This is a genomic window from Microbispora sp. NPDC049125 (assembly GCF_040802045.1).
GTDB lineage: Bacteria > Actinomycetota > Actinomycetes > Streptosporangiales > Streptosporangiaceae > Microbispora.
Genome location: NZ_JBEZDW010000026.1, coordinates 51,617 through 75,717, shown reverse-complemented (window position 1 = coordinate 75,717; position 24,101 = coordinate 51,617). Strand labels below are relative to the sequence as shown.

General features: G+C 70.7%; 26 protein-coding genes and 1 tRNA gene. 11 read left to right on the top strand and 16 right to left on the bottom strand.

What is annotated here, in order from left to right; translation table 11 throughout:
• Position 1 precedes the first annotated feature (1 nt).
• Positions 2–595, top strand: coding sequence for a TetR/AcrR family transcriptional regulator (locus AB0B72_RS26875; protein WP_367741746.1), 594 nt, complete (start codon positions 2–4; stop codon positions 593–595).
• Positions 592–1,791, top strand: a complete 1,200-nt coding sequence (locus tag AB0B72_RS26870; protein WP_367741744.1) for an amidohydrolase family protein — start codon at positions 592–594, stop codon at positions 1,789–1,791. The genes AB0B72_RS26875 and AB0B72_RS26870 overlap by 4 nt, the downstream gene beginning before the upstream one ends.
• A 68-nt stretch (positions 1,792–1,859) precedes the next feature.
• On the opposite strand, the gene AB0B72_RS26865 is transcribed toward AB0B72_RS26870, so the two are convergent.
• Together AB0B72_RS26865 and AB0B72_RS26860 are read right to left on the bottom strand one after the other, a co-directional pair.
• Positions 1,860–2,684 (bottom strand): SAM-dependent methyltransferase, encoded by an 825-nt coding sequence (locus AB0B72_RS26865; protein ID WP_367741742.1) that lies wholly within the window; start codon positions 2,682–2,684, stop codon positions 1,860–1,862.
• 270 nt (positions 2,685–2,954) lie between these two features.
• Positions 2,955–3,086, bottom strand: a complete 132-nt coding sequence (locus AB0B72_RS26860) for a hypothetical protein (protein ID WP_367741741.1) — start codon at positions 3,084–3,086, stop codon at positions 2,955–2,957.
• A 906-nt stretch (positions 3,087–3,992) separates the two neighbouring features.
• On the opposite strand from AB0B72_RS26860, the gene AB0B72_RS26855 reads away from it, so the two are divergent.
• Positions 3,993–4,850, top strand: a complete 858-nt coding sequence (locus AB0B72_RS26855; RefSeq protein WP_367741740.1) for a hypothetical protein — start codon at positions 3,993–3,995, stop codon at positions 4,848–4,850.
• Between the two features lie 263 nt (positions 4,851–5,113).
• Here the strand turns inward: AB0B72_RS26855 and AB0B72_RS26850 are convergent, their stop codons facing one another.
• The 3 genes from AB0B72_RS26850 to AB0B72_RS26840 all read right to left on the bottom strand — a co-directional run bounded on the left by AB0B72_RS26850 (position 5,114) and on the right by AB0B72_RS26840 (position 6,054).
• The gene (locus tag AB0B72_RS26850) at positions 5,114–5,332 is read right to left on the bottom strand and encodes a helix-turn-helix domain-containing protein (protein WP_367741739.1); all 219 of its coding nucleotides are present in this window, start codon (positions 5,330–5,332) and stop codon (positions 5,114–5,116) included.
• Entirely contained in the window at positions 5,329–5,913 is a 585-nt protein-coding gene (locus tag AB0B72_RS26845) for an RtcB family protein (RefSeq protein ID WP_367741737.1), read from the bottom strand. Before AB0B72_RS26845 ends, AB0B72_RS26850 begins: the two co-directional genes overlap by 4 nt.
• A gap of 67 nt (positions 5,914–5,980) precedes the next feature.
• Positions 5,981–6,054 (bottom strand) — tRNA-Lys (locus tag AB0B72_RS26840).
• A gap of 86 nt (positions 6,055–6,140) precedes the next feature.
• Between AB0B72_RS26840 and AB0B72_RS26835 the strand changes: the two genes are divergently transcribed.
• Both AB0B72_RS26835 and AB0B72_RS26830 read left to right on the top strand, forming a co-directional pair.
• On the top strand, positions 6,141–6,989 hold the full coding sequence (locus tag AB0B72_RS26835) for an AAA family ATPase (RefSeq protein ID WP_367741736.1): 849 nt from the start codon (positions 6,141–6,143) through the stop codon (positions 6,987–6,989).
• Complete coding sequence (locus tag AB0B72_RS26830) at positions 6,986–8,374, top strand: VWA domain-containing protein (RefSeq protein ID WP_367741735.1); 1,389 nt, start codon at positions 6,986–6,988, stop codon at positions 8,372–8,374. Before AB0B72_RS26835 ends, AB0B72_RS26830 begins: the two co-directional genes overlap by 4 nt.
• Before the next feature lie 60 nt (positions 8,375–8,434).
• Here the strand turns inward: AB0B72_RS26830 and AB0B72_RS26825 are convergent, their stop codons facing one another.
• Positions 8,435–9,202 carry a nuclease-related domain-containing protein gene (locus AB0B72_RS26825; RefSeq protein ID WP_367741734.1) on the bottom strand — a complete coding sequence of 256 codons (768 nt, stop codon included), beginning with the start codon at positions 9,200–9,202 and terminating at the stop codon, positions 8,435–8,437.
• A gap of 157 nt (positions 9,203–9,359) precedes the next feature.
• Between AB0B72_RS26825 and AB0B72_RS26820 the strand changes: the two genes are divergently transcribed.
• The gene (locus AB0B72_RS26820; protein WP_367741733.1) at positions 9,360–9,953 is read left to right on the top strand and encodes a TetR/AcrR family transcriptional regulator; all 594 of its coding nucleotides are present in this window, start codon (positions 9,360–9,362) and stop codon (positions 9,951–9,953) included.
• Between the two features lie 21 nt (positions 9,954–9,974).
• On the opposite strand, the gene AB0B72_RS26815 is transcribed toward AB0B72_RS26820, so the two are convergent.
• The 5 genes from AB0B72_RS26815 to AB0B72_RS26795 all read right to left on the bottom strand — a co-directional run bounded on the left by AB0B72_RS26815 (position 9,975) and on the right by AB0B72_RS26795 (position 15,113).
• Positions 9,975–11,153: an acyl-CoA dehydrogenase family protein gene (locus AB0B72_RS26815; RefSeq protein WP_367741731.1), complete on the bottom strand. Its 1,179-nt coding sequence runs from the start codon at positions 11,151–11,153 to the stop codon at positions 9,975–9,977.
• Positions 11,150–12,322, bottom strand: coding sequence for an acyl-CoA dehydrogenase family protein (locus AB0B72_RS26810; protein WP_367741730.1), 1,173 nt, complete (start codon positions 12,320–12,322; stop codon positions 11,150–11,152). The genes AB0B72_RS26815 and AB0B72_RS26810 overlap by 4 nt, the downstream gene beginning before the upstream one ends.
• A gap of 58 nt (positions 12,323–12,380) precedes the next feature.
• Positions 12,381–13,586: an acyl-CoA dehydrogenase family protein gene (locus AB0B72_RS26805; RefSeq protein ID WP_367741729.1), complete on the bottom strand. Its 1,206-nt coding sequence runs from the start codon at positions 13,584–13,586 to the stop codon at positions 12,381–12,383.
• Complete coding sequence (locus AB0B72_RS26800) at positions 13,586–14,536, bottom strand: phosphotransferase family protein (RefSeq protein ID WP_367741728.1); 951 nt, start codon at positions 14,534–14,536, stop codon at positions 13,586–13,588. Before AB0B72_RS26800 ends, AB0B72_RS26805 begins: the two co-directional genes overlap by 1 nt.
• Before the next feature lie 142 nt (positions 14,537–14,678).
• Positions 14,679–15,113 carry an ester cyclase gene (locus AB0B72_RS26795; protein WP_367741727.1) on the bottom strand — a complete coding sequence of 145 codons (435 nt, stop codon included), beginning with the start codon at positions 15,111–15,113 and terminating at the stop codon, positions 14,679–14,681.
• A 224-nt stretch (positions 15,114–15,337) separates the two neighbouring features.
• Here AB0B72_RS26795 and AB0B72_RS26790 point away from each other — a divergent pair, with 224 nt between their 5' ends.
• From AB0B72_RS26790 to AB0B72_RS26780, 3 genes are all read left to right on the top strand, one after another.
• Positions 15,338–15,949, top strand: coding sequence for a GNAT family N-acetyltransferase (locus AB0B72_RS26790; protein ID WP_367741726.1), 612 nt, complete (start codon positions 15,338–15,340; stop codon positions 15,947–15,949).
• Between the two features lie 278 nt (positions 15,950–16,227).
• Positions 16,228–16,449, top strand: a complete 222-nt coding sequence (locus tag AB0B72_RS26785) for a hypothetical protein (RefSeq protein WP_367741725.1) — start codon at positions 16,228–16,230, stop codon at positions 16,447–16,449.
• Positions 16,412–16,711, top strand: a complete 300-nt coding sequence (locus tag AB0B72_RS26780; RefSeq protein ID WP_367741724.1) for a helix-turn-helix domain-containing protein — start codon at positions 16,412–16,414, stop codon at positions 16,709–16,711. Before AB0B72_RS26785 ends, AB0B72_RS26780 begins: the two co-directional genes overlap by 38 nt.
• A 199-nt stretch (positions 16,712–16,910) precedes the next feature.
• Here AB0B72_RS26780 and AB0B72_RS26775 read toward each other — a convergent pair whose 3' ends face one another.
• Complete coding sequence (locus AB0B72_RS26775) at positions 16,911–17,159, bottom strand: hypothetical protein (protein ID WP_367741723.1); 249 nt, start codon at positions 17,157–17,159, stop codon at positions 16,911–16,913.
• Between the two features lie 122 nt (positions 17,160–17,281).
• The gene (locus AB0B72_RS26770) at positions 17,282–17,956 is read right to left on the bottom strand and encodes a TetR/AcrR family transcriptional regulator (RefSeq protein WP_367741722.1); all 675 of its coding nucleotides are present in this window, start codon (positions 17,954–17,956) and stop codon (positions 17,282–17,284) included.
• 63 nt (positions 17,957–18,019) lie between these two features.
• Between AB0B72_RS26770 and AB0B72_RS26765 the strand changes: the two genes are divergently transcribed.
• On the top strand, positions 18,020–19,141 hold the full coding sequence (locus AB0B72_RS26765; protein ID WP_367741721.1) for an FAD-dependent monooxygenase: 1,122 nt from the start codon (positions 18,020–18,022) through the stop codon (positions 19,139–19,141).
• Positions 19,142–19,271: 130 nt separating this feature from the next.
• Here the strand turns inward: AB0B72_RS26765 and AB0B72_RS26760 are convergent, their stop codons facing one another.
• The gene (locus AB0B72_RS26760; RefSeq protein WP_367741805.1) at positions 19,272–20,144 is read right to left on the bottom strand and encodes a DMT family transporter; all 873 of its coding nucleotides are present in this window, start codon (positions 20,142–20,144) and stop codon (positions 19,272–19,274) included.
• 117 nt (positions 20,145–20,261) lie between these two features.
• Positions 20,262–20,621 (bottom strand): VOC family protein, encoded by a 360-nt coding sequence (locus AB0B72_RS26755; protein ID WP_367741720.1) that lies wholly within the window; start codon positions 20,619–20,621, stop codon positions 20,262–20,264.
• A gap of 136 nt (positions 20,622–20,757) precedes the next feature.
• Between AB0B72_RS26755 and secA2 the strand changes: the two genes are divergently transcribed.
• Positions 20,758–23,034, top strand: coding sequence for an accessory Sec system translocase SecA2 (secA2, locus tag AB0B72_RS26750; RefSeq protein ID WP_367741719.1), 2,277 nt, complete (start codon positions 20,758–20,760; stop codon positions 23,032–23,034).
• A gap of 48 nt (positions 23,035–23,082) precedes the next feature.
• On the opposite strand, the gene AB0B72_RS26745 is transcribed toward secA2, so the two are convergent.
• Positions 23,083–23,940, bottom strand: a complete 858-nt coding sequence (locus tag AB0B72_RS26745; RefSeq protein WP_367741718.1) for a cellulose binding domain-containing protein — start codon at positions 23,938–23,940, stop codon at positions 23,083–23,085.
• Positions 23,941–24,101: the final 161 nt, after the last annotated feature.

Below are 24,101 nucleotides of genomic sequence, written 5' to 3'. Positions count from 1 at the left end.
TATGCGTACAGACGAGGACGCGGAGACCGGGCTCCGTGCACGGAAGAAGACGACGACCCGGCAGGCGCTCGGGCGGGCGGCGCTCCGGCTTGCGGTCGAGCGAGGGCCGGGGAATGTCCGCAGGGAGGACATCGCCGCCGCGGCGGACGTGTCGCTGCGGACGTTCAACAACTACTTCTCCAGCAAGGAGGAGGCGATCGTCTCGCTCGCGGTGGACCGCGCCGCCGGCGTCGGCCCGAGCCTGCGCGGACGGCCCGCCGGCGAGCCGCTGGGAGAGGCGCTCGTCGCGGCGTTCGCGGAGCAGCACGCGGAAGCGGCGCCGAGCCGGGAGTGGATCGCGCAGATCCGGTCGATCGTCTCCGCGCCCGAGGTGCACGGCGCCTACCTGAACGCGCTCACCGGCATCGAGCGCTCGCTCGCCGAGGCGATCGCGGAGCGCATCGGCGCGGACCTCCACCACGACCTGCGCCCCCGGGTGCTGGCGGCCGCCGCCTGCGGCGCCGAGCGTGTGGCCATCGGCCACTGGCTGGACTCCGGCGGGACCGTCCCCCTGGCCGACGTGCTCCGCCAGGCGATCACACAGGTCGTCCGGTGAAGATCAGTGACGTACGCGTCTTCGACGGCGAACGCGTGCTGCCGCACCGGGACGTCGTCATCCACGACGGTGTCATCGCCCAGGTGACGGAGACGGCGGGGACGGCGGAGACGGCGGGGACGCCGGGCGACGTGGACGGGCGCGGCCGCACCCTCCTGCCCGGCCTCTTCGACGCGCACGTGCATCTGGCACCGGACCCCGATGCGGCGCTGCGCCTGCTCGCCGGATCGGGTGTCACCACGGCGCTGGACATGTTCAGCGGCGGTGAGGCGCTCGACCGCATGGTGCGTCTCAAGGAGGCCGACCCGCCGCACCTCGCCGCGGCGCGGACAGCCGGCACCGGCGCCACCGCCCCCGGGAGCATGCTGGAGAAACTGGCGGGACAGCCCCTGCCGGCCGTGGAGCGTCCCGCGGACGCGGACGCGTGGGTGGACGCCCGCCTGCGGGAGGGCGCCGACTACATAAAGATCATCTACGACGAGCGTGAAGGCGGGCCACTCAGCCTCGCCACGGTGACCGCGCTGGTCCGCGCCGCACATGACCGGGGTGTGCTCGTCGTGGCCCACACGCTCGCCGAGCAGCCGGCGCGGGAGGCCGTCGCCGCCGGCGTCGACGGGCTGGTTCACCTGTTCGTCGGTGAGGCCGTCGGCGACGACTTCGGCCTGTTCGCCGCCGACCACGGCGTCTTCGTCGTGCCGACGCTCATCGTCCTGCGGGGCCTGTGCGGCCACCGCCCGTACGAGCACCTGGCGGCCGATCGGCGGCTGGCCGGCCGGGTCGCCCGCAGCCGGCCGCCGATCCCGGTCAGGCCGGCCGATCCCAGCCGCAACCACCTCTACGCCGCCGCCACAGGCGCGCTGCGCCAACTGGCGTCCGCCGGGGTTCCCGTGCTCGCCGGCACGGACACCGGCCTGCCGACCGCCGCGCTGGGCGTCTTCGGGTACGGCGCGACGCTGCACGGGGAGCTGGAGCTGCTCGTGGACGCCGGGCTGACCCCGGTGCAGGCGCTCGCCGCCGCCACCTCGGCCCCGGCCCGCGCCTTCGGGCTCACCGATCGCGGCCTCATCCGGCCCGGCATGCGGGCCGACCTGGTGCTGGTGGACGGCGACCCGACCCGGGACGTCCGCGACACACGTGATCTCGTCGCGGTCTGGAAGCGGGGAGGCGGCCTGGATCTCACCGAGCCGGGCGGGTGAATGCGGGGCCGGCCGGGTACCGGCCGGCGGGCGAGTGAACGCGGGGCCGGCCGGCGAGTGGGCGCCGGTCAGTCCTTGCGGCCGACGGCGCCGAGGACTCCGGGGCCGGTCAGGTCGACGGGAACGTCCCACGGCACGTCGGGCCGCCAGGCCTGCACCGGGACGATGCCGGGCTCCAGGACGGTCATCCCCTCGAAGTACGACGCGATCTGCGGGACGCTGCGGCTGGTGAGGCCGCCCGACGTCGTGGTGGAGTAGAGCCGTTTGCCCGCCGTGGCGGTCTCCTCGTCGCCGTCGCCCTGGTAGATGTGCGACACCACGAGACCGCTGCCCGGCGTCAGGCGATCCCGGATCTCGGCGACGACCCGGTCGGCGACCTCGTCTTCGGGGACGAAGTGCAGCACCGCGACCAGCAGCACGGCGAACGGCCGGGTGAAGTCGATGTGGTCGCGCACCGCGGGGTCGTCGAAGATGGAGGCCGGGTCCCTCAGGTCGCCGGACATCGCGATCGTGCCGGGGTCGCTGGCCAGGATCGCCCGGGCGTGGACGAGGACGATGGGGTCGTTGTCGACGTAGACCACCCGGGCGTCGGGCGCGTGCCGCTGGGCGACCTCGTGGACGTTCTCCTGGGTCGGCAGCCCGGCGCCGATGTCGATGAACTGCGTGACGCCCGACTCCGCCAGGTGCCGTACGGCCCGGCCGAGGAAGCCACGGTTCTCCCTGGCCCCCTGCCTGGCGTCGACGCCCACCCGCTTGGCGAGGGCGATCAACTGCTCCGCGGCCTCGCGGTCGGACGCGAAGTTGTCCTTGCCGCCCAGATAGTAGTCGTACATCCGGGCGACGCTCGGGACGTTGGGGTCGATCCCTGCCGGTACCCGCGAAGACTCGTCCATGTGTCAATCCTCCACCCGGTCGATCAAGGATCTTAGGGGAAGCGAACGATTCGGACGTCATTTCGGCACATTTGGGGCTTAGTCGGCGCCACCCGGCTCAGCCGCCCTGCCGGGCGTCCGCCTCATCGAGCATCTCCGAGACCGATCCCTGCGGCGCGGCCGAGTAGTTCGCGCAAGCGGCTCCGCTGGCGTAGCTGGTTCACGGTTGGCTCATCCGGGAGAAGTCCCCGCCGCCCTTCGGGACGGCGGGGCGTTTTCGTCGTGCACGGGTCAGACGTTGAACGCGATGGTGCCAGGATTGATCGTCGCGATGACGATAACAATTACGATGATCCAGATGCGGCTGCTCCAGAAAGAAGCGAGCACGCCATTAGACATAGTGATGGTGAGCTGGGCTTTCATAACACCTCCTCGGACCTGGTCAGGGTCCAGACCTGAGGGGCGGTACCAAAAATCGCGCTACACTCTATCCAGCACGGTAGATGGCAGCGCGTTGGACCCCTCAGGTCCAGAAGCCGTCTTCTCGGCCCGGCCTCCGTTCCCGCGGAGTCCGGGCCTTCCTCCTGTTCGAGGTAAAGCATAGTGGACCGCTGCCGCGCGTAGTAAATCTATCGCCAACCGCGTTTTACCAGGTCAGGCAGGGTCCAGATGATTTAGCGATTGTCGTTGCGGGTTTCGCGGGGGTGCCTGGCGCCATTTCCCGTTGCCATTTCATGTCCGTTCATCCCTTTTTGGACCTGCGGACTCGATATTCGTGACGTCCGCGCAGAGATCGAGTCCGGCAGGGTCAAGCTCGACCCCTACCAGGTGGTGATCCTGAGGCTGACGTGGGCTTACTCCTGACCAGCGCACGCCGGTACCCGCACATCGACCTGACCCGCCGCACGGAAAGCCGACGCCGTCGCCCCCGAGACCGTTCCCTGCGGCCAGGCCGAGTAGTTCGCGCAAGCGGTTGGGCTGGCTTATGTTGGCGTAGCTGGTTCACGGTTGGCTCATCCGTAAGAAGCCCCCGCCGCCCTTCGGGACGGCGGGGGCTTCTTCGTGTGCGGGCCGTTTTCGGGGGCTCTGCGCCTCGTGAGCGGACTCCGCTGAGTCGCCGTGATGATTTTTTCTGGGGCCGGAATCGGGTAGCTGCGCCGTCCATGATCATCCGCTGGACCGCGCCCATTGGGGGTCTACCAGTGGTTCTGCCACGTGCATCTTCCACCTAGATATGAGCAGGTTATTCCATACACCCGCTACGGAGCTGCGTCAGCGACAGTGGATAGTTTGCGATCTACCGGTCATTTGCGGTTTCCTGTCCAGGTGATGAACGAGATCGCCGAGGCTCCCGCTACTGCGTATGAGACCCGGGCCTACTTCCTGGATCGCTCGAAGCGGACCTTTGCTCCGGTCCGCTGGTCCTTCGTTCAGCAACCCCGGGGCTCGGAGGTACGGCGGAGCGTCCTGTCGACGTTCGTGCGGAACGGCGACCGTCGAGGTCTTCTCTCCTACCTGTTCATCCTGGGGATCACGAGCAGTCAACAGGAGGAGGGGTGGGTCACCACCTTGGACTCTCGGGTGTGGGCCCGGTGCCTGGGGACCACCGAGGACACCTCCAGCCCTGCCGCAGCTCTCGGAGCCGTGGGCAAGGTCCTAGGCCGGCTGGAGGACCGGAAGCTCATCGAGGCCGAGCGGAAAGGCCGGACGGACATCTCGGTCTTCCTCCGCCGCGAGGATGGCTCCGGCGCGACGTACACCCGGCCGGGAAAGCCGGATGCCGACCTGGAGCAGGAGAGCGAGGAGGAGAGGGCCAGGGACCCCTACCTTCAGTTCCCCCACGACTTCTGGCGCAGCAGGACCCACGACCAGATCAAGCTCCCCGGCCTGGCCATGCTTCTTGTGCTTATGTGCGAGCCAGCCTGGACCTCACTGCCCACCGCGCGTATGCCGTCCTGGTACGGCTGGTCCGCCGACACCGCCGAGCGCGGCTTCAAGGAGTTGCGGGAGCTCGGTCTCCTCTCCTCCCGTGAGCGCATCAGGAAGGCCCCGGCCGCGCCTTTGGGCTACACCAAGTTCTGCGAGTACAAGCTCGCGCTCCCTTACCGCCAGGCACCAGGCAAGGGCGGGAAGCCGCGTCAGCCGGCCGCTGACCCTTCCGGCGGAGGGGGTGAAACCCAAGAGTGAAGAAGCCGCATGAGCCCGGGTGCTGCGAGCACAAGGATCAGACGAACCGGCGCATCATTATCGTCCACGTCGTTGGTCAGGTGCTCGGACTGCTGATCCAGCTGTCGAAGTGAACGGCCCCCATCTGGGGGGCCGCCACCCGAGGGACAGCCGCCACCTTCGCCAAAAGACCGGCGGCTGACTCCTTCAGTTCCGAACACACAGTACATCCGCAGCGTGGATGGGCCCAGAGCGGCCCATCCACGCTGCACGTCAGCGCCCGCTCACTGCGCGGCGGCTTCGACCGCCGCCGGGGAAGCCTTCCGGGCGCCCCCGCGACCGCGGGAACGGAGCTTGACGTGCTTCCGCGTCAGCGTGGCGCGCACGCCGCCGTAGCTACGGCTGACCGCCGTCGCGATGGCGCGGATACTCATGCCATCGCCGTACATACAGACGATGTCGGCGTCGAGCTGCTCGTCGATGGGCTTAGACACTTCGTTCACCCCTTGTAGTTGAAGATCTGGCGGAGTTCGTGGAGGACCTGCACGAGGTCGGTCTGAGCGGCCATCACCTGGTCGATCGGCTTGTACTCGTCGAGGAGCGCGATCGCCCGGTCGGAGTTCCACGTGCGGCCGCGCATCGCCTCCTCGAGCGATTGCGTGGTGAGGGTTTTCCTGGCCTCGGTGCGGGACATGCGGCGGCCGGCCCCGTGGGAGCAGGAGTTGTACGACGCGGGGTTGCCGAGGCCGTGCACGCTGTAGGAGCGGGTGCCCATCGAGCCGGGGATGACGCCGAGGTCGCCCTTGTCGGCCTTGATGGCGCCCTTCCGGGTGATCCACATCTCCCGGCCGTGGTGCGTCTCGGCCACGGTGAAGTTGTGGTGGCAGTTGATCGTGCGGGCCCGGGAGCCACGACCGACGACGGAGAACAGCGCGTCGCTCAAGACGCGGTCCATCCGGGCGCGGGACGCGTAGGCGTACTGCTGTGCCCACAGCATGTCGCGGATGTAGGAGCTGAACTCCGGGGTGCCCTGTACGAGGTACGCCAGGTCAGGATCCTCCAGGGCGATGAAGTACCTCCGCATGAGCTGCACACCTGAAACGCGAACGGCGCATCCCTGGGATCAAGGGATGCGCCGTTCAGAACCACTGTGCGCCGCCAGGGACTCGAACCCCGGACCCGCTGATTAAGAGTCAGCTGCTCTAACCAACTGAGCTAGCGGCGCAGAGCCCTTAGAGGTTATCGCACTGCCCAGAGCTGTCCAAACCGGGCTACAGTAGAACATCATTCGGTCTACGGTCGGGAGCGCAGATGTGGTTCGCCTCGCCTGACGAGGTCCGGGAACGGCTGGCGGCCGTCGACTACCTTGCCGACGACGGCATCACGACATCGGTGTTCCTCGCGGGGGCGCTGGGCAAGCCGCTGCTCGCCGAGGGGCCCGCCGGAGTCGGCAAGACCCAGCTCGCCAAGGCCGTGGCCCAGGCCGCCGGCGCCCGCCTGATCCGCCTCCAGTGCTACGAGGGACTCGACGAGGCGCGGGCCCTCTACGAGTGGAACTACAAGAAGCAACTCCTGCGCATCCAGGCCGACGACGACGCGTGGGAGGACATCTTCTCCGAGGAGTTCCTGCTCGAACGCCCCCTGCTCAAGGCCATCAGGAGCGACGAGCCGACGGTCCTGCTCATCGACGAGACGGACAAGGCGGACGTCGAGGTCGAGGGCCTGCTGCTGGAGATCCTCTCCGATTACCAGATCACGATCCCCGAGCTGGGGACGATCACCGCCGCCCGCCGACCGTACGTCGTGCTGACCTCGAACGCCACGCGGGAGCTGTCTGAGGCGCTGAAGCGGCGCTGCCTCTACCTCCATCTCGGCTATCCGACGCCCGAACGGGAGCGCGACATCGTGCTCGCCCAGGTGCCGGGTCTCGCGGAGAGCATCGCCGAGCAGCTCGCCCGTACGGTGGCCATGCTGCGCGGCCTGGAGCTGAAGAAGTCGCCGTCGATCGCCGAGACCATCGACTGGGCCCACACGCTGCTCGCGCTGGGCCGCACCGAGCTCGACGAGGCCCTGATCGGCCAGACCCTCGGTGTGGTGCTCAAGCACAACTCCGACCAGCTTCGGGCGGCCAAGGAGCTCGGGCTGCCCGCACGGTCGTGAACACCCCTCAGGCGTCGCTGATCGAGCGGCATGTCGGGTTCGTCCAGGCGCTGCGGCAGGCGGGGCTGCCGGTCTCCCCGGCCGAGGGGCTCGACGCGGCCACCGCGCTGACCGTCATCGACCTGGCCAGGCGCGAGACGCTGCGCGAGATGTACGCGGCGACGCTGGTGAAACGGCCCGCGCACCGGCCGGGCTTCGACACGCTCTTCGACCTGTGGTTCCCGCCGGTGATCAGCCCCGGCGACGGCGGCACGACCGGCGGGGGCGCCAACCCGGACGCCGACGATCCCGGCCGGGGCGAGCTGCCGGAGCTGCGGGACCGGCTGGCCGATCTGCTGATGGGCGATCCCGGCGACCCGGCCATCCAGCGGTTCGCGCGGGCGATGGTCGGCCGCTTCGGCCGCCTGGAGGCCGCCGCCGGGAGGCAGTCGTGGTTCTCGTACCCGGTGCTGCGGACGCTGTCCCCCGAGACGCTGGTGGCCCGGATGCTCACCGCCATGCTCGCCGAACGCGGCGGCCTGCCGGAGAAGATCGCACGCCGGCGGATCACGCGGAACATCGAGATCTTCCAGGAGGCCGTCGCCTCCGACGTACGCAGGAGGATCGCCGAGGAGTCGGGGATCGAGAAGATCGCCAAGTCGAGCGTGCGCCCCCCGATCGACCAGGTCGACTTCCTCCGCGTGACCAAGGCCGAGCTCGCCCGGCTCCGCAGGGAGGTCCACCCGCTGGCCCGCAGGCTCGCCACCCGCCTGACGATCCGGCACAAACGAGGCCACCGCGGGCGGCTGGACTTCCGGCGCACGGTCCGGTCGTCGCTGTCCACCGGAGGCGTCCCCCTCACCACCCACCTGCGGCCCCCGCGCCCGCACCGGCCCGAGCTGGTCGTCCTGTGCGACGCCAGCGACTCGGTCGCCACGTTCTCGCACTTCACGCTGCTGCTCACGTTCGCGCTGCGTGAGCAGTTCACCAAGGTCCGGGCGTTCGCGTTCGTTGACACGGTCGACGAGATCACCAAGCTCTTCGCGCCCGGCGCCGACGTCCTCGACGCCATCGGACGGATGGCGGAGGAGGCCGACATCGTCCGGTTCGGGCGGACCGACTACGGCCACGTGTTCCAACGGTTCGCCGAGCGCCACGCGGACGCGATCGGGCCCCGGACGTCGCTGCTGATCCTCGGCGACGCCCGGTCCAACTACCGGCCCCCGGCCCTGGACGCGCTGAAGCGGCTGGCCGGGCGGGCCCGCCACGCGTACTGGCTCAACCCCGAGCCGCACGCCCAGTGGGACACCGGCGACTCGCTCGCCACGGCGTACGGCGCGGTCGTGCCGATGCACGAATGCCGCAACGTCGCCCAGCTCGCCGCCTTCGTCGAGACCCTCGCCTGACCGGTCGCGCCGTATCGACACCCTTCGCCTGAGTCGATTCCCGGCCCGCCCCGTGGCGCGTCAGGTCATGCGGCGCAGGATCCGGGCCGCCGTACGGGCGAGCAGCTCGATCTGATCAGGGCTCAGCTCGGCGTCGTGCTGCGAGCGGATCCACCGGGCCACCTTCCGCGGGTAGGCGACCGTCAGGCCCTCGCCGGTGATCGTGCCGCTCCACCCCTTGATCTTGCCGCTGTGCACGGCGAGGACCGGCGCGATGGTCACCTCGATGCCGGTCTCCTGGCTGAGGCGCACGGCCATCGACTCCGCGGCCCCGATGAGCCCCTTGGCCACCGATGTGCCGAACTTCTCGTCGAAGAACAGCCGCTCGCCGTACCGGGCGATCAGGACGTCCGGCGCCCACGCCTCGTTGTCGACGATCCACACGCCGCCAGGCCCGATGACCAGGTGGTCGATCGAGGCCTCACCCGGCACCGCGCGGCCGTCCATGACGCGGTAGCCGTGCCTGCGCAGGCCCCACCGCAGGAGGCGGCCCGTGCGGACCTCCCCCCGCCGCTTTCCGCGCCACACGGCCGTGCGCTCATGGAGGCGCCAGGCGACGACGAGATCGGTGAGGGCGGCCACGGCGGCCAGCGCCAGGCCGGTGGCGAACCCGTCCAGCCCGAGGCTCGGGCCGAGCAGGTTGCCGAGGACGAGGCCCGCGACAGCGATGGCGGCGCGTATGCGCAGCCTGTTCTTGCGCCCCGCGAACCAGAACGTCTCGTACAGGTTCTGAGGCGAGGCCCCGGTGAACTTCTCGTCACGCGGGACATAGATCGACCCGTTGGGCACGCTGACTCCCCACATAGTCCGGCCGCTTTCCCAGGGGATACCCGAGAGGGAACCCCAACTCTCCTAAGGTGAGGGAAGTCCCGCATTTCCGCCAGTACGACTGGGTTGACCGACCAGTCGGTATCCTTGGAGCCGGGACCAACCAAGGAGGCCGGGGATGGCGCGTGGTGCGACAGTGGAGGAGCCGGTACGGCGGCGCCTGCTCGCGGAGGCCACCCGGCTGTTCGCCGAGCGCGGCTTCGAGAGCACGTCTGTGCAGGAGATCGTGGCCGCGGCGGGGGTCACCAAAGGCGCCATGTACCACTACTTCGACTCCAAGGACGACCTGCTCCACGAGATCTACGGCCGCGTCCTGCGCATGCAGATGGAGCGGCTGGGCCGCTTCGCCGACGCCGAGGCGCCGGTGGCCGAGCGGCTGCACGGAGCCGCCGTGGACGTCGTCGTCACCACGGTCGAGAACCTCGACGACTCGAAGATCTTCTTCCAATCGATGCACCAGCTCTCCGCCGAGACGTACAAGAGCGTCCGGGCGGAGCGGCGCCGCTACCACGAGCGCTTCCGCGACCTCATCGTGGAGGGGCAGCGGGCCGGGGTGTTCCGCGGCGACATCCCGGCCGACATGGTGGTCGACTTCTTCTTCGGCTCGGTCCACCACCTGGGCACCTGGTACCACCCCGACGGCCCGCTGTCCGGCCCCGAGGTCGGCCGCCACTTCGCCGACCTCCTGATCAGCTCCCTCCGCCCCGCCTGACTCGGGGACGGGCCACCCGGCTCAGGGGCGGACCGGCGCCGGCAGGTCGGCGAGCACCGCGAGAGCCTCCCGGTGGTCGCCCGGCGTGCCCAGCGCGATCTGGTCGGCCTTCGCCCGCTTGAGGTAGAGATGCGCGGGATGCTCCCAGGTCATCCCGATCCCACCGTGGAGCTGCACGCACTCCTCCGCCGCGTGCACGGCGACCACCCCGCAGTGGGCCTGCGCCACCGCGACGGCGACGGCGGCCTGCTCGACCGGCCCGGACGCCAGCAGGGCGGCGGCCTCGCGAGCGGCCGCCCTCGCTCCGGCGATCTCCAGCCAGACGTCCGCCAGGCGGTGCTTGATCGCCTGGAAGGAGCCGACCGGGCGGGCGAACTGCTTGCGCTCCTTGACGTACGCCACCGTGGTGGTGAGGCACCACTCCGCGAGGCCGAGCTGCTCGGAGGCGAGCAGCCCCGCGCCGCACGCCAGGGCCTCCCTGACGCCGGGAGCCGCACCGGTCGCCGCCGTGGCGACCAGCCGTGCCGGGGCACACGCCAGCGACAGCGTCGCGATCGGCCGCGTCAGGTCGAACGAGGTCACGGGGGTCACCGTCACGCCGGGCGCACCGGCGTCCACCGCGTACAGCGCCGTCCCCCGCCGGAGCCGTACGGGGACGAGCAGGACGTCGGCGACCTCGGCGCCGGCCACACCCGTGACCGTGCCGGTCAGCGCGTCCGTCCCCTCATCGGTCCCCGCGCCTTCTTCCGCCAGGGTCACGGCCGGGGCCGGCGGCGCGTACGGGAAGGCCGCCAGCGGAGCCGCGAGCGCGGCGGTCGCCTCGCCGGCGGCGAGCCGCTCCAGCAGCTCGGCGGCGACGGGCCCGCCTGCGGCGAGCAGCGCCTCGGTGGCGAGGACCGCGCTGGTCAGGAACGGCACGGCGGCGACCGTGCGGCCGAGCTCCTCCAGCACCACCGCGGCCTCACGGGCGGAGGCGCCCGCCCCGCCGAGCTCCTCGGGGATCAGCAGCCCGGCGGCGCCGATGTCGCGGGCGAGCGCCTTCCACAGGTCCATGTCGTACGGCACGCCGCCCGTGGCGGCCGCCTCCGCCCGGGCCAGCACGGCGGACGGCCCGCTCCGGTCGGCGAGCAGGGCGCGGACTGCCGCCCGCAGCTCCTCCTCGACCTCGGTGTAGAGCAGGCTCCGCAGGTCTTCTGTCATCGGGGAAGGTCCTTCCAGGCCACGTCCTTGTCGGCGCGCGGCTCGGCCGGAAGCCCGAGGACGCGCTCGGCGATGATGTTCCGGAGGATCTCCGAGGTGCCGCCCTCGATGGAGTTCCCCTTGGCCCGCAGATAGCGGTAGCCCGCCTCCCGGCCGATGAAGTCGACGGTGTCGGGCCGGCGGAAGGTCCAGTCGTCGTAGGCCAGGCCCTCCTCGCGCAGCAGCTCGACCTCCAGGCCGGACACCTCCTGGTGGAGCCGGGCGAAGGACAGCTTCATGCCCGAGCCCTCGGGCCCGGGATGCCCGGCGGCGAGCTGCTCACGCAGGCGCGCCGCCGTCAGCCGCATCACCTCGGCGTCCACCCAGAGCCTCAGCAGCCGCTGGTGGAGGTCGTGGGTGCGCAGCTCGGGGCGCGAGCGCCAGGTGCCGGCGACGACGCCGATCATCGTACGGCGGGTGGGCGCGCCGCCGATGGCCACCCGCTCGTTCATCAGCGTCGTCTGCGCGACCCGCCAGCCGTCGCCGACCTCGCCCAGCCGCAGGGAGTCGGGCAGTCGCACCCCGGTGAGGAACACCTCGTTGAACTCCGCCTCGCCGGTGATCTGGCGCAGCGGCCGCACCTCGACGCCGGGCGCCGTCATGTCGCAGACGAAGTACGTCATGCCGCGGTGCTTGGGGACGTCGGGATCGGTGCGGGCGACGAGGATCGCCCAGCGCGAATGGTGCGCCCCGGACGTCCATACCTTCTGCCCGTCCACGACCCACTCGTCACCCTCCCGTACGGCTCGGGTGGCGAGTGTGGCGAGGTCGGAGCCGGCACCCGGCTCGCTGAAGAGCTGGCACCAGACCTCCTCCCCCGTCCAGAGCGGCCGCAGGAACCGTTCCTTCTGCTCCGCGGTGCCGAAGGCGAGGATCGTCGGGGCGGCCATGCCGAGGCCGATGCCGATCCGGCCGGGCTCGTTGTCCGGGGTGCCCTTCAGCTCCAGGTCCACGACGGCCTGCAGGCCCCGGGGCGCGCCGAGGCCGCCGAGCCCTTCGGGGAAGTGCACCCACGCCAGCCCGGCGTCGAACCGTGCGCGGAGGAATTCGAGCCGGTCCACGGTCCCCGGGTCGTGCCCGGCCAGGAAGGCCCGGGCGCGCTCGGCGATCGACGTCTCATCCCATGCCACTAAATATCACCTCAAAGCTTGGCGGAGGGTTGGTGGAGCAGCGTCCCCAGAGCGGGTGTCATTCCATGTGCTTCTTGAGCTCGCGGTACGCCAGGGAGCGCTTGTGCACCTCGTCGGGGCCGTCGGCGAAGCGCAGCGACCGCACCCCCGCCCACATCCCGGCGAGCGGGAAGTCCTGGCTGACGCCCGCGGCGCCGTGCACCTGGATGGCCTTGTCGAGGATCCACTCGACCGCCGCGGGAGTCGCGATCTTGATGGCCTGGATCTCGGTGTGGGCGCCGCGGTTGCCGACGGTGTCCATCAGCCAGGCCGTCTTGAGAACCAGCAGGCGGATCTGCTCGATCCTGACCCGGGACTCGGCGATCCAGTCCTGCACCACGCCCTGCTGCGCGATCGTCTTGCCGAACGCGGTGCGCGACAACGCCCGCCGGCACATCATCTCCACGGCGCGCTCCGCCATGCCGATGAGGCGCATGCAGTGGTGGATGCGGCCGGGCCCGAGCCGGGCCTGGGCGATGGCGAAACCGCCGCCCTCCTCGCCGATCAGGTTGTCGACGGGCACCCGGACGCCTTCGAACGCGACTTCGGCGTGACCGCCGTGGTCGGCGTCGTCGTAGCCGAACACGGTCATCCCGCGCCGGACCGTCAGGCCGGGAGTGCCCCGGGGCACGAGGACCATGCTCTGCCGGCGGTGCGACGGCGCCTCGGGATCGGTCTGGCCCATGACGATGAAGACCGTGCAGTTGGGATTCATCGCGCCCGTGATGTACCACTTCCGGCCGTCGATGACGTACTCCCCGCCGTCCCTGCGGATCGAGGTGGAGATGTTCGTCGCGTCGGAGGAGGCCACATCGGGCTCGGTCATCGCGAAGGCGGATCTGATCTCGCCTTCGAGCAGGGGCTCCAGATACTCCTTGCGCTGCCACTCGCTCCCGAACTGCGCGAGCAGCTCCATGTTGCCGGTGTCGGGCGCGGCGCAGTTGGTCGCCGCCGGGGCGATGCCGGGCGACCTGCCCATGATCTCCGCGAGCGGCGCGTACTGCAGGTTGGTCAGGCCGGCGCCGCGCTCGCCCGGCAGGAACAGGTTCCACAGACCGCGCCTGCGCGCCTCGGCCTTGAGATCCTCCAGCATCGGCGGAGGGCCCCACCCACTCCCGGCGGCCTGCTCGTGGAAGGCCGGCTCGGCGGGCAGCACGACCTCGTCCATGAAGGCGAGCAGCCGCTCCCGGAGCTCCTCGGTCCTGGTGTCGAACCCGAAATCCATCAGACCTCCATGAGCCCGCGGGCCACGATGGGGGCGACCTGCTCGCCGACCTCGGCGAAGCCCTCCCCGACCGTGAGCCCCTGCGTGTAGCGGAAGTGGATGCCCTCGGCGATCACCGCGAGCTTGAAGCAGGCCAGGCCGACGTACCAGCCGAGCCGGGACAGGTCCCGGCCGGACGCCTCGCCGTAATGCGCCGTCAGCTCCCGGCCGTCCGGCGCCTCTCCCGGCGTGCCGCTGTCGAGGGCGACGAACTCGCCGTACAGCAGGAACAGCGCCAGGTCGGTGAGCGGGTCGCCGATCGTCGACATCTCCCAGTCGAGGACGGCCCTGACCCGGCCGCCGGCGATGAGCGTGTTGCCGAGTTTGAAGTCGCCGTGGACGATCGCCGGCTTGCCGGAGTCGGGGATGTCCCGCGCGAGCCCGTCGTACAGCTCGTCGATCCCGGGGACGTGACGGCTGCGGGACGCGTCGAGCTGCCGCTTCCACCGGCCCACCTGGCGCCGCAGGAAACCCTCGGGCCTGCCGAAGTCACCGAGGCCGACGCTGTCGGGGGTGATCGAGTGCAGCGCGGCCAGCACGTCGACGAGCTCGTGGGCGAGCCGGGGGTCGAGCGGCGGCTGGCCGCCCTCGACGTACTCCATGACGTAGAAGGGCGCGCCCAGCACCTCCGGGTCCCGGCAGAGATGGAAGGTGCGCGGCACCGGCACGGGGGTGCCGGCGAGCGCGGTCAGCACCCGGTACTCGCGGCCCATGTCGTGGGCCGTCGCCAGGACGTGGCCGAGCGGCGGCCTGCGGACCACGAACGCGCGGTCGCCGTCCCGGACCACGTAGGTGAGGTTGGACTTGCCGCCCGTTATCAGCTCGGCGGTGAGCGGCCCGCGGGTGAGGCCCTTCCGCCCCAGGTGATCGGCGAGACGGGTGAGGTCGAGGCCGGGCAGCTCTTCGTTCACACCCGTCAGCGTACCGACCAGACGGTATGCATGTCGACCACGGCCCGAGCCGCCGGGCGGCTAGCTGGAACAGGGCGAAATCGCTGATCAGGGGCGTCGGCCCCGCCGATGCGGCCGGGCATGACCGCGAGGGTGAAGACGGTCAGGCCACGGTCTCCGGCAGGCAGAGGCCAAGCTGGCTGTACAGCTCCAATTGATCGTAATAGTCCCGATCGGTGATGATCTGACCGTTCTCTATGGAGGCGATCCCTGCCGCACGGATCGTGATGCGGCGTCCCGTTGCTTCCAGCACCGAGCCCCCGGGAAGGAGAAGCGGCCCGAGATGCGTACCCGTCATCGTGTACTCCACGACAGCCGGTTCGGAATCCCCAGCGATCAACTGCCACGGTGTCAGGTGCAGATCGGGAAAAGCCTTGAGCAGGTGGTCGAAATACCAGACGATCTGCTCGCGCCCTTCGGTGACGCCTACGGGGTTGACGTAAACAGCGTCCGGGGCGAAACACTCAAGTAGCGCGTCGAAATCATGGTCGTTGAGAGCCTTGAACACTCGATCTTTCACTTCTCGAGCGGTGACCATCGTTATCGCCCCCTCGCGACAGGGATCACCGAGGCACATGACACCACGCTAACGCGGCTCAGAGGGGAGGAGCAATGCCGCGACCTGCGGAGAAGCCATGAGGGGAGAGCTTCCCTGTGTCCACCCCGGGTGACCGGCCACCCCGTCCGCCGCGCGGCCGGTTCCCCGGAAATAAGCGGAAGTGGCTGTTCAGCACCGCGTGGCGCGCCGCTAGCGTTTCGGACGTGACCGCCACCATGCCTTCACCGGTAACCCTGCACGGCCGCGCCGTACGACTCGTGCCACTGACCCTGGATCACGCGCCCGGCCTGCTGGCCGCGGGCGGCGGGGACGAGGAGATCTGGCGCTGGCGGCCGTCGGCGCCCCCCGCGTCGCAGGAGGCGATGCGGCGCCACATCGCCTCGCTGCTCGAACGGCAGGCCGGCGGCCGGACCGTCCCGTTCGCCGTGGTTCTGCGAACGACGGGCGAGGCGATCGGCTCTACCTGCTTCCACGACGTCGAGGGGTTCGACGAGAGCGTCGAGATCGGCTCCACCTGGTACGGCAAGGCCCACTGGGGGACGGGCGTCAACGCCGAGTGCAAGGTCCTGCTGCTGGACCACGCCTTCGGCCCGATGGCGTACACCCGGGTGATGTTGCGGACCGATGTCCGCAACCTCCGGTCGCGGGCGGCGATCGAGCGGATCGGCGGCACCCTGGAAGGGGTGCTGCGCAGGCAGTACCGCCGGCGGGACGGCACCTGGCGCGACAGCGCCGTCTACTCCATCCTCGACGACGAGTGGCCCGCCCACCGCGCACGTCTCACCGGCACGCCCTCGCCGGCCGAATACGCATGAAGGCGCATCCCGAAGTCCGACCGGACCGCCGCCCTCCGCCGCCCCCGACGCCGAGAAGCTCCGGACTCCGCATTTCCGGAACGCGCCCCTTGCATCGCATATAACGTCCGTGTTATTGACTGGGGAGAGGTGGAACTGGAGCCGGAGATCGATGAGTGGTTCGACGCACTTGATCAGGAAGGCCAGGAGACAGCAGCGTTTCACATCGACCTGTTGGCCGAGCGCGCGTACTGCTCGACGAGCCCTGCACGCGTCAGCTTCGCGGCAAGCTTCGCGAGTTGCGCTTTCACCTCGACAGGGAGGCAGTGCGGATCACGTACTGGCTCGCCAAGGACAGGCGGATCATCCTGTTGACGGTGTTCCGGAAGCAGCGGATGCGCGAGCCCGCCGAATCGAGCGTGCGTGGCGTGCCCTGCGGCGATGCGCCGCTGAGGCTCACACGGCGGATGAGGAGTGAACGGCATGGCCGAGCGCAGGGCATGGGCCGAGAAGCGAGCTGAGATCATGGGCCGTCCCGGAGCCGGTGCGGCGTATGAGGCGGCCAGAATCCGGTTCGAGCTTGGTGAGGCGGTACGGCTGCGCCGTGAGCAGCTCGGGTTGACACAGGCCGACCTGGCCGACCGCACAGGGCTGAAGCAGCCCGCGGTGGCTCGCTTCGAAGCGGGCGGGACGATGCCGACCATCCCGATGCTGGAAAGGCTCGCGGAGGCGTTGGAGATGCGGCTCAGCGTCCAGTTTGAGCCTCTACGTGATGCGAGCTGAGCACTGAAAGCACAGATCGAAGTCCCACCGACGGGACGGCACCTGGCGCGACAGCGCCGTCCATCCATGCTCGACGACGAGTGGCCCGCCCACCGCGCACGTCTCACACCCGCACGCCCCGGCCATACGAGCGGAGCACGCTGTGGCGACGCCCACATGAGGCACAGTGCGATATGTCCGGGCATCGAAGCCAGGTGATTCAGGCATCGGCGGTGGGAAGAAGGGCGGGCCGGCGATGCCCGGCCTCATGCAGCCCGCTCAAAGCGGCGAGGTCGTTCTTCACCAGCACCTGCGCGAGCCGCGCCGCCACGGCCAGCACAACCGGCCAGCCCGGCGATTCCAGGCTCTTTCCCAGCCAGAAACTCGGATCGTCTGCGTCGCAGAAGTCGTCGAACAGGACATGCACCACGTAGCCGAGAACCTCGAACTCGCCCGGATCCAGCCACACCTCTCGCTGCCAGGACGGGCTCGCCAGTGCGACGACGGCTGGGACGACATGGAGGCGGTACTGAGGAACCTTATGCCGTAGTCGATCCCCCGAAGAGGGTACGGGGACAAGACTCGGCAGCCCTAGCCTGACGAGGGCAGGAAGGGCTGGAGGAACTCGCGGAAGGCCGTGTGGAGGTCCTCCAGCGAGGGGGTCTCCCCCGCCCCCACCACGGCGTCGAACAGCAGGCCCTCCGCGTAGGCCACGAGCTGCCTGCCGTGCCGTACGGGATCGGGCGAGCCGGCGGCGGCCAGGAGGGCGGCGGCGGGCTCCCGGAACCGGCGGCCCATCTCGTCGTACACCTTGCGCAGCTCGGGACGCCGGGCGGCCTCCAGTGCCAGCTCGTACCGCGCGATCGTGCTCCGCCGATGCTCGGTCAACGCGGCGTGGGTCGCCCGGGCCAGCATCCCGGCGAGCCCGGCGAGCCCGGCGAGGCTCTCCGAGCGCCCTGAAGGCGCCACGGCAGCCCCGGAAGGCACCACGGGAGGCACCACGGGAGGCTCGGAAGGCGCGACGGGAGGCTCCCCTGCCGGAGCGCCGGACAGCACGGCGGACAGAGCGGCCTCCTCCAGCTGGGCCAGGCGGACCAGCGCCAGCTCCAGCAGCGCGGCCCGGGTCCGGGCGTGGTTGGACGTGGACCCCGCGGGCAGGCCGGCCGCCTCGTCGACCGCCCGGTGGGTCAGGCCGCGCATCCCACGGCCGGCCAGGATGCCGATTGCCGCGTCCGCGACGAGGGCCGCCCGCTGACTGATCACCATCCGATCCTACCGGCCTCACTACAGGCGTAGTAAGCTCAAACTACAGATGTAGTAGGAGGCGTCATGGCACGAGCAGTGGTGATCGGGGCGGGCATCGGCGGCCTGACGGCGGGCGTCGCCCTGGAGGCGAAAGGCTGGGAGGTGACGGTCCTGGAGCAGGCCGCCTCCGTCGAGCCGGTCGGCGCCGGGCTGGCCGTGGCGCCGAACGCGTTGAAGGCGCTCGACGTCATCGGCGCCGGCGACGACGTCAGGAAGCTCTCGGCGATCCAGGGAGACGCCGGCATCCGCAGGGCGAGCGGCCGCTGGCTGTCCCGGACGAGCGCCGAGGCGGCCACCGCCCGGTACGGCGATCCGACCGTGCTGCTCCTGCGCTCGACGCTCGTGGACATCCTCGCCGGCCGCCTGTCGCCCGGCGCCCTGCGCGTGAACACCCGCGCCGAGGCCGCCGACCCCGGGACGGGCCGCGTCACGACGGCGGAAGGGACGCTGGAGGGAGACCTGGTGGTCGCCGCCGACGGCATACGTTCGGCGGTCAGGAAGGCGCTGTTCCCCGGCCACCCGGACCCGGTGTACGCGGGGGTGACGAGCTGGCGCCTGGTCGCGCCCGCGCCGGGGCCCCTGTCCGCGTCGGAAACGTGGGGCCCGGGTCTCGTGTTCGGCGTCATGCCGCTCGCCGGCGGCCAGGTCTACTGCTACGCCACCGCGACCGTCCCCGCCGGGGAGCGGGCGGCCAGTGAGAAGGACGAGCTGATCCGCCTGTTCGGCGGATGGCACGAGCCGATCCCCGCCCTGCTCGCCTCGGCCGACCCGGCCGCCGTGCTGCGGCACGACATCAACTGCCTCGACGAGCCGCTGCCCGCCTTCCATCAGGGCAGGATCGCGCTGCTGGGTGACGCCGCCCACGCGATGACGCCCAACCTCGGGCAGGGCGCCTGCCAGGCGATCGAGGACGCGGTCGTGCTGGCGGAGGTCGCGGGCACCCCCGGCGGTCTCGCGGCCTACTCCGCCGCCCGTACGGCGAGGACGAGGCCCATCGTCCGGCGGTCCCGCGCGATCGGGCGGCTCACCCGCTGGCGCAATCCGGTGGCCGTGGCGGCCCGCGACGGGCTGATGGCGGCGGCGGGCGGGCTCGGCCCGAACGTCACCCTCCGCCAGTTCGACGACGTGTTCAACTGGCCGGGGTGACCGGTGGGCCGGTGCGGTGGAGCACCACGTATCCCTCCCGGTCGAAGACCACCTCGTAGCCCATCGCCTTGAGCTCCTCGACCCGCTCCTGGCGGGAGTCCGTGGGCAGCCACGTCCTGCGCGGACTCGCTCAGGCGCGGCCGGCGCCGACGGCGTCGGGAAGTCCCTCCGAGACCGCGGTGGCCCGCCCATGGTCGGGGGCCAGGCGGCCCAGTGTCACGGTCCCGGCGATCAGCACGGCCGCGGCGAGCAGGGCCGGGATCGCCTTGCCCGCCTCCGAGGGCAGCGACTCCCCCAGCAGCACGGCTCCCGCGGTGACCGACGTGAGGGGGTCGACCACCTGCACCCCGGCGTAGGCGATTCCGAAGTAGCCCACGGCGTACGACTTCTGGAGCAGCACGATGGCGCAGACGAGCAGGACCGGGATCGCCAGCGTGAACCAGTGGAGCAGCCTGCTCAGGTCGCCGTTCAGCCCGCCGCCGACCACTCGCACGAACGTGGACACCGTCGCGGTGACCGAGCCCGCGCCGATCGCCATGAGCAGCGCCTTGACGGGGCCGCGGAGCCAGCGCGCCACGAAGAAGGTGACGGCGGCGATCCCGCCGACGCAGGCGATCAGCCCGATCCCGTCCCTGTCGGACAGGACCGGGGTGACGTTGTGCGCCGGCACCAGCAGCATGAGCCCGAGCAGGCCGGCCGCCACCGCGACCGATCCCAGGATCTCCGCCCGGCGGGGGCGCCTGCCGTGCAGCGTCGCCGCGAGCGGCACGGCGAAGACCAGCGTCGCCACGCTCACCGGCTGGACCGCGACGAGCGGCGCGAGACTCAACGCCACGGCGTGCAGCGACGCGCCGGCGAAGCCGATGATGCCGCCGATCAGCCAGCGGGGGCGCCGTACGAGCGCGAACGTCGCCCCCTCGCTCACCGCCTCGAACTGCTGCAGCGCCGCGCCCAGCGCGTATCCCAGCGCGCCGACGAGGGCGATCGCCACTCCCACCCACATCATGGGCGCCGGCCGGTGTGTCGGTGGTCGAGGGTCACCCCGCAAGCTTAGGGACAAAGTTCCGCTGCCGTGGCCGCCTGCTGGACAACCTCCCCCTATCGTCGCCCTCCGACCAGATCAGGATCTTTCAGGACAGACGCAGAACAGGTGCCCCTCGGGATCGGCGAGCACGACCCAGCCCTGCCCGGGCTGGAACTCGGGCTTCGTCGCGCCGAGCTCGACGTACTCCTCGACCGCCTTGTCGACGTCCGGCACCCGGAAGTCGAGGTGGAACTGCTTGTCCGGGCCCGGCCAGCTCGGCGCCTCGCGCTCCGGCACGCGCTGGAAGTAGATGCTGGTGGTCCCGTCGCCGATCCCGGCGTACTCCGCCTCGGCGTACTGGACCTCGAATCCGGTGACCTGGGAGTAGAAGTCGGCCATCCTCTTGGGGTCGGCGCAGTCCATGGTCACGGCGATGAGCTTCGCGATTGTTGTCATGCACGCCATCCTGCCCGCCGTACCTGTCAGGCCATGTCAGGTACATACGAAGCCGCGTGCGCGGGCTCGGGACCGGATGATGGCACCATGAACGGGCAGACGGAACCAGTCCGGCGGGCGAGTCGTTGGAGCGAGCATGGCGCGGGTAGGTGCATGGATCAGACGTTTCCTCGACAAACCGGGAAGCGTTGACCTGGCACCGTTTCAGCGGATCGTCGCCGAGGCCGGAAAGCTGGAGGACGAGGTGGCCCGCCGGGCGGACCTGCGCCCCGCACGCCTCGATCCCGCCTGGGTCGGTACCGCCGAGTTCTGCGCCGTTGTCCGCGAGGCGGCCCGGCGGTCGCTCGGCCAGCGGCCCTTCGACGTGCAGCTCGTCGGCGTCCTCGCCATGCTGGACGGGCACGCCGTCCAGATGGCGACCGGCGAGGGCAAGACCCTGGTGGGCGCGCTCACCGCCGCGGGGTACGCGCTGCGCGGCAGCCGGGTGCACGCGGTCTCGGTCAACGACTACCTCGCCCGGCGCGACTCGGAGTGGATGACCCCGCTCTACGAGGAGCTCGGCCTGACGACGGGATGGATCACCGAGGACTCGGCGCCGGAGGCGCGCCGCGAGGCGTACAAGCGTGATGTCACGTACGCGGCCGTCAGCGAGCTCGGCTTCGACGTGCTGCGCGATCGGCTGCGCACCGACCCGGCCGAGCTGGTGGTGCCCTCTCCCCAGGTCGCGCTGGTCGACGAGGCCGACTCCGTGCTGGTGGACGAGGCCCGCGTGCCGCTGGTGCTCGCCGGTGCGGCCGACCCGGGGACCGCGCTGCCGGAGATGGCCGCGCTGATGCGGCGGCTTTCGAGGGGCTACCACTACACGCTCGACGAGGAGGGCCGCAACGTCTTCCTCACCCCCAAGGGCACCGACACCGTCGAGAAGGCCCTGGGCATCGACCTCTACGAGCATCCGCACGCGGTGACCCAGGTCAACCTGGCCCTGCACGCCCACGCGCTGCTCACCAGGGACGTCGACTACATCGTCAGGGACGGCCGGGTCCACCTGGTCAGCGCCTCCCGGGGCCGGGTCGCGATCCTCCAGCGGTGGCCCGACGGCCTGCAGGCCGCCGTGGAGGCCAAGGAACGGCTCCCCGCTTCCGAGACGGGCGAGATCCTCGACTCGCTGACCATCCAAGGCCTGATCCGCAGCTATCCCGAAATATGCGGCATGACCGGGACGGCGGTCGCCGTGGGTGACCAGCTCCGCGAGTTCTACGACCTGAGGGTCGCCGTCATCCCGCCGAACCGGCCCTGCGTACGGATCGACGAGCCGGACCGGATCTACGCCACGGCGGAGGACAAGCAGAGCGCGCTGCTGGAGGAGATCGCCGCCCAGCACGCCACGGGGCGGCCCATCCTCGTCGGCACGCTCGACGTCGCCGAGTCCGAGGAGCTCGACGAGGCGCTCCGCGCCCGCGGGCTGTCGCCGGTCGTGCTCAACGCCAAGAACGACGCGGAGGAGGCGGCGATCATCGCCCGGGCAGGCACCCGCGGCGCGATCACTGTGTCCACCCAGATGGCCGGCCGCGGCACCGACATCCGTCTCGGCGCGGGCGACCCGGAGCAGGAGAAGGAGGTCGCCGCGCTGGGCGGCCTCTACGTCATCGGGACGGGGCGCCACGAGAGCAGCCGGCTCGACGACCAGCTACGCGGCCGGGCGGGACGGCAGGGCGATCCCGGCGGCTCGGTCTTCTTCGTCAGCGGTGAGGACGCCCTTCTCACGGCGTACATCCCCGAGGAGCCGCTGCCCGCGGCGGACGCCGGCGGGGTCGTGCGGGGCGCCCACGCCGCCGAGCTGGTCGCCCACGCCCAGCGGATCGCCGAGGGCGTCAACCTGGAGATCCACCGCAACACCTGGCGGTACACGAGGCTGCTGGAGCGGCAGCGGGCGCAGATCCTGGAGCAGCGCGAGCGGGTGCTGCACGGCGACGCGGGGGCCGAGGCGCTGCGGCAGGCCTGCCCGGACCGGTACCGGGAGCTTGTGGAGTCGGCCGGTGCGGAGGTGGTCGAGGCGGCGGCCCGTCAGATCGTGCTGTTCCACCTCGACCGCTGCTGGACCGAGCACCTCGGATTCCTGTCCGACCTCCGTGAGGGCATCCACCTGCGGGCGCTCGGACGGCTGAACCCGCTCGACGAGTTCAACAAGGAGGCCGTCCCCGCGTACCGGGCCCTGCTGGACGAGGTCGAGCGGCGCTCGAAGGAGACGTTCGAGAAGGCGGACGTCACCAGGGACCTGGCGGAGCAGGGCCTCAAGCGGCCCACCGCGACATGGACCTACCTCGTGCAGGACAACCCGTTCGGCTCCGACTGGGACCGGATCCTCAAGCACGTGTCGAACGTCCTGAAGGGCCGGGGGCGCAGGCGCGGGTGAGACGCGCCCCCGGCCCTTCCCGCTCTCACTGGGAGGGCCCGTGCCGGATCAGACGCAGTGCGCGCCCTTGACGTAGATCTCCTTCGGCGCGGGGTTGGTCCCGGTGTGGGTGCCGTTGAAGCCGACGCGCAGGGTCCGTCCCGGCGCGATGTCGCGGTTCCACTCCAGTCCCCTGGCGGAGACCGCCGGCCCTGTCTGATTCCACTGCGCCGACCAGCCCCACGTCACCCGCTGGCCGGCCGAGGGGAACTCGAACAACAGCGACCAGTCGGTGAGGGGCGTGGACCCGGTGTTGGTGATCGAGATGACGGTGGACATCCCGCCGTTCCACGTCTTGGACTTGTAGTCCACTTTGCACTTGATGGGTGGCGAGACCAGGTCGTTGTAGATCTTCACCATGACCGATCCGGACTTGGGCCCGGACACCCCGTTCGCGTCGGTCGCCACGACGTACAGCTCATGTATCTCCCACGGCACGCCAATCGAGGGGAAGGGCAGAATGATCGACCCCTCGGTGACCGCGGGCCGGAAGGTGGCCCGCAGGATGTCGACGCCCCCCTGCCTCTCGTACACGGAGTAACAGACGATGCCGTCCGGGTCGGTGGCGGGAGCCCAGCGCAGCGTCGCCTGGTTGAGGATCACCTGCACCACCTCGGGCGTCCCGGGTGCGGTCGGCGGGTTGGGCGCCGTCCGGCCGGTGTCGCACGGCGTCGAGCCGGACGGCCCGGGTGTCGGAGTGGACCCCGTCCCGGGCGTCGGGGTGGACGCCACAGTGGATGTCACAGTGGACGTCACAGTGGACGTCGCGCCGGCGGTCTGGGCGGCGGCGTTTCCCACCGCCGGGAACGCCAGGGCGGCGGCCGCCAGCACCGTGCCCGCGCCGACTCCCAGCAATGTCTTGTTCATCGATGTGCCCCCTTGCGTCGACAGACTTGCCAAAAGCCTCATTTCGCGGCCCTGGCACCGTCAACAACGGGTGTCACCCGGACACGGTCAGGCCTGATGGCCTCCGTTCCGCGATGAAAGATTCAGACCACCGGCGCCGGCGACGCCCCTGAGGCCCGCTC

Bases quoted from the DNA above. Each gene is read 5' to 3' on its own strand.
- AB0B72_RS26875 (WP_367741746.1), top strand. From the start codon at position 2: ATGCGTACAGACGAGGACGCGGAGACCGGGCTCCGTGCACGGAAGAAG.
- AB0B72_RS26865 (WP_367741742.1), bottom strand. From the start codon at position 2,684: ATGGACGAGTCTTCGCGGGTACCGGCAGGGATCGACCCCAACGTCCCG.
- AB0B72_RS26860 (WP_367741741.1), bottom strand. From the start codon at position 3,086: ATGAAAGCCCAGCTCACCATCACTATGTCTAATGGCGTGCTCGCTTCT.
- AB0B72_RS26855 (WP_367741740.1), top strand. From the start codon at position 3,993: ATGAACGAGATCGCCGAGGCTCCCGCTACTGCGTATGAGACCCGGGCC.
- AB0B72_RS26845 (WP_367741737.1), bottom strand. From the start codon at position 5,913: ATGCGGAGGTACTTCATCGCCCTGGAGGATCCTGACCTGGCGTACCTC.
- AB0B72_RS26835 (WP_367741736.1), top strand. From the start codon at position 6,141: ATGTGGTTCGCCTCGCCTGACGAGGTCCGGGAACGGCTGGCGGCCGTC.
- AB0B72_RS26820 (WP_367741733.1), top strand. From the start codon at position 9,360: ATGGCGCGTGGTGCGACAGTGGAGGAGCCGGTACGGCGGCGCCTGCTC.
- AB0B72_RS26815 (WP_367741731.1), bottom strand. From the start codon at position 11,153: ATGACAGAAGACCTGCGGAGCCTGCTCTACACCGAGGTCGAGGAGGAG.
- AB0B72_RS26805 (WP_367741729.1), bottom strand. From the start codon at position 13,586: ATGGATTTCGGGTTCGACACCAGGACCGAGGAGCTCCGGGAGCGGCTG.
- AB0B72_RS26795 (WP_367741727.1), bottom strand. From the start codon at position 15,113: ATGGTCACCGCTCGAGAAGTGAAAGATCGAGTGTTCAAGGCTCTCAAC.
- AB0B72_RS26780 (WP_367741724.1), top strand. From the start codon at position 16,412: ATGGCCGAGCGCAGGGCATGGGCCGAGAAGCGAGCTGAGATCATGGGC.
- AB0B72_RS26770 (WP_367741722.1), bottom strand. From the start codon at position 17,956: ATGGTGATCAGTCAGCGGGCGGCCCTCGTCGCGGACGCGGCAATCGGC.
- AB0B72_RS26765 (WP_367741721.1), top strand. From the start codon at position 18,020: ATGGCACGAGCAGTGGTGATCGGGGCGGGCATCGGCGGCCTGACGGCG.
- AB0B72_RS26760 (WP_367741805.1), bottom strand. From the start codon at position 20,144: ATGTGGGTGGGAGTGGCGATCGCCCTCGTCGGCGCGCTGGGATACGCG.
- AB0B72_RS26755 (WP_367741720.1), bottom strand. From the start codon at position 20,621: ATGACAACAATCGCGAAGCTCATCGCCGTGACCATGGACTGCGCCGAC.
- secA2 (WP_367741719.1), top strand. From the start codon at position 20,758: ATGGCGCGGGTAGGTGCATGGATCAGACGTTTCCTCGACAAACCGGGA.
- AB0B72_RS26745 (WP_367741718.1), bottom strand. From the start codon at position 23,940: ATGAACAAGACATTGCTGGGAGTCGGCGCGGGCACGGTGCTGGCGGCC.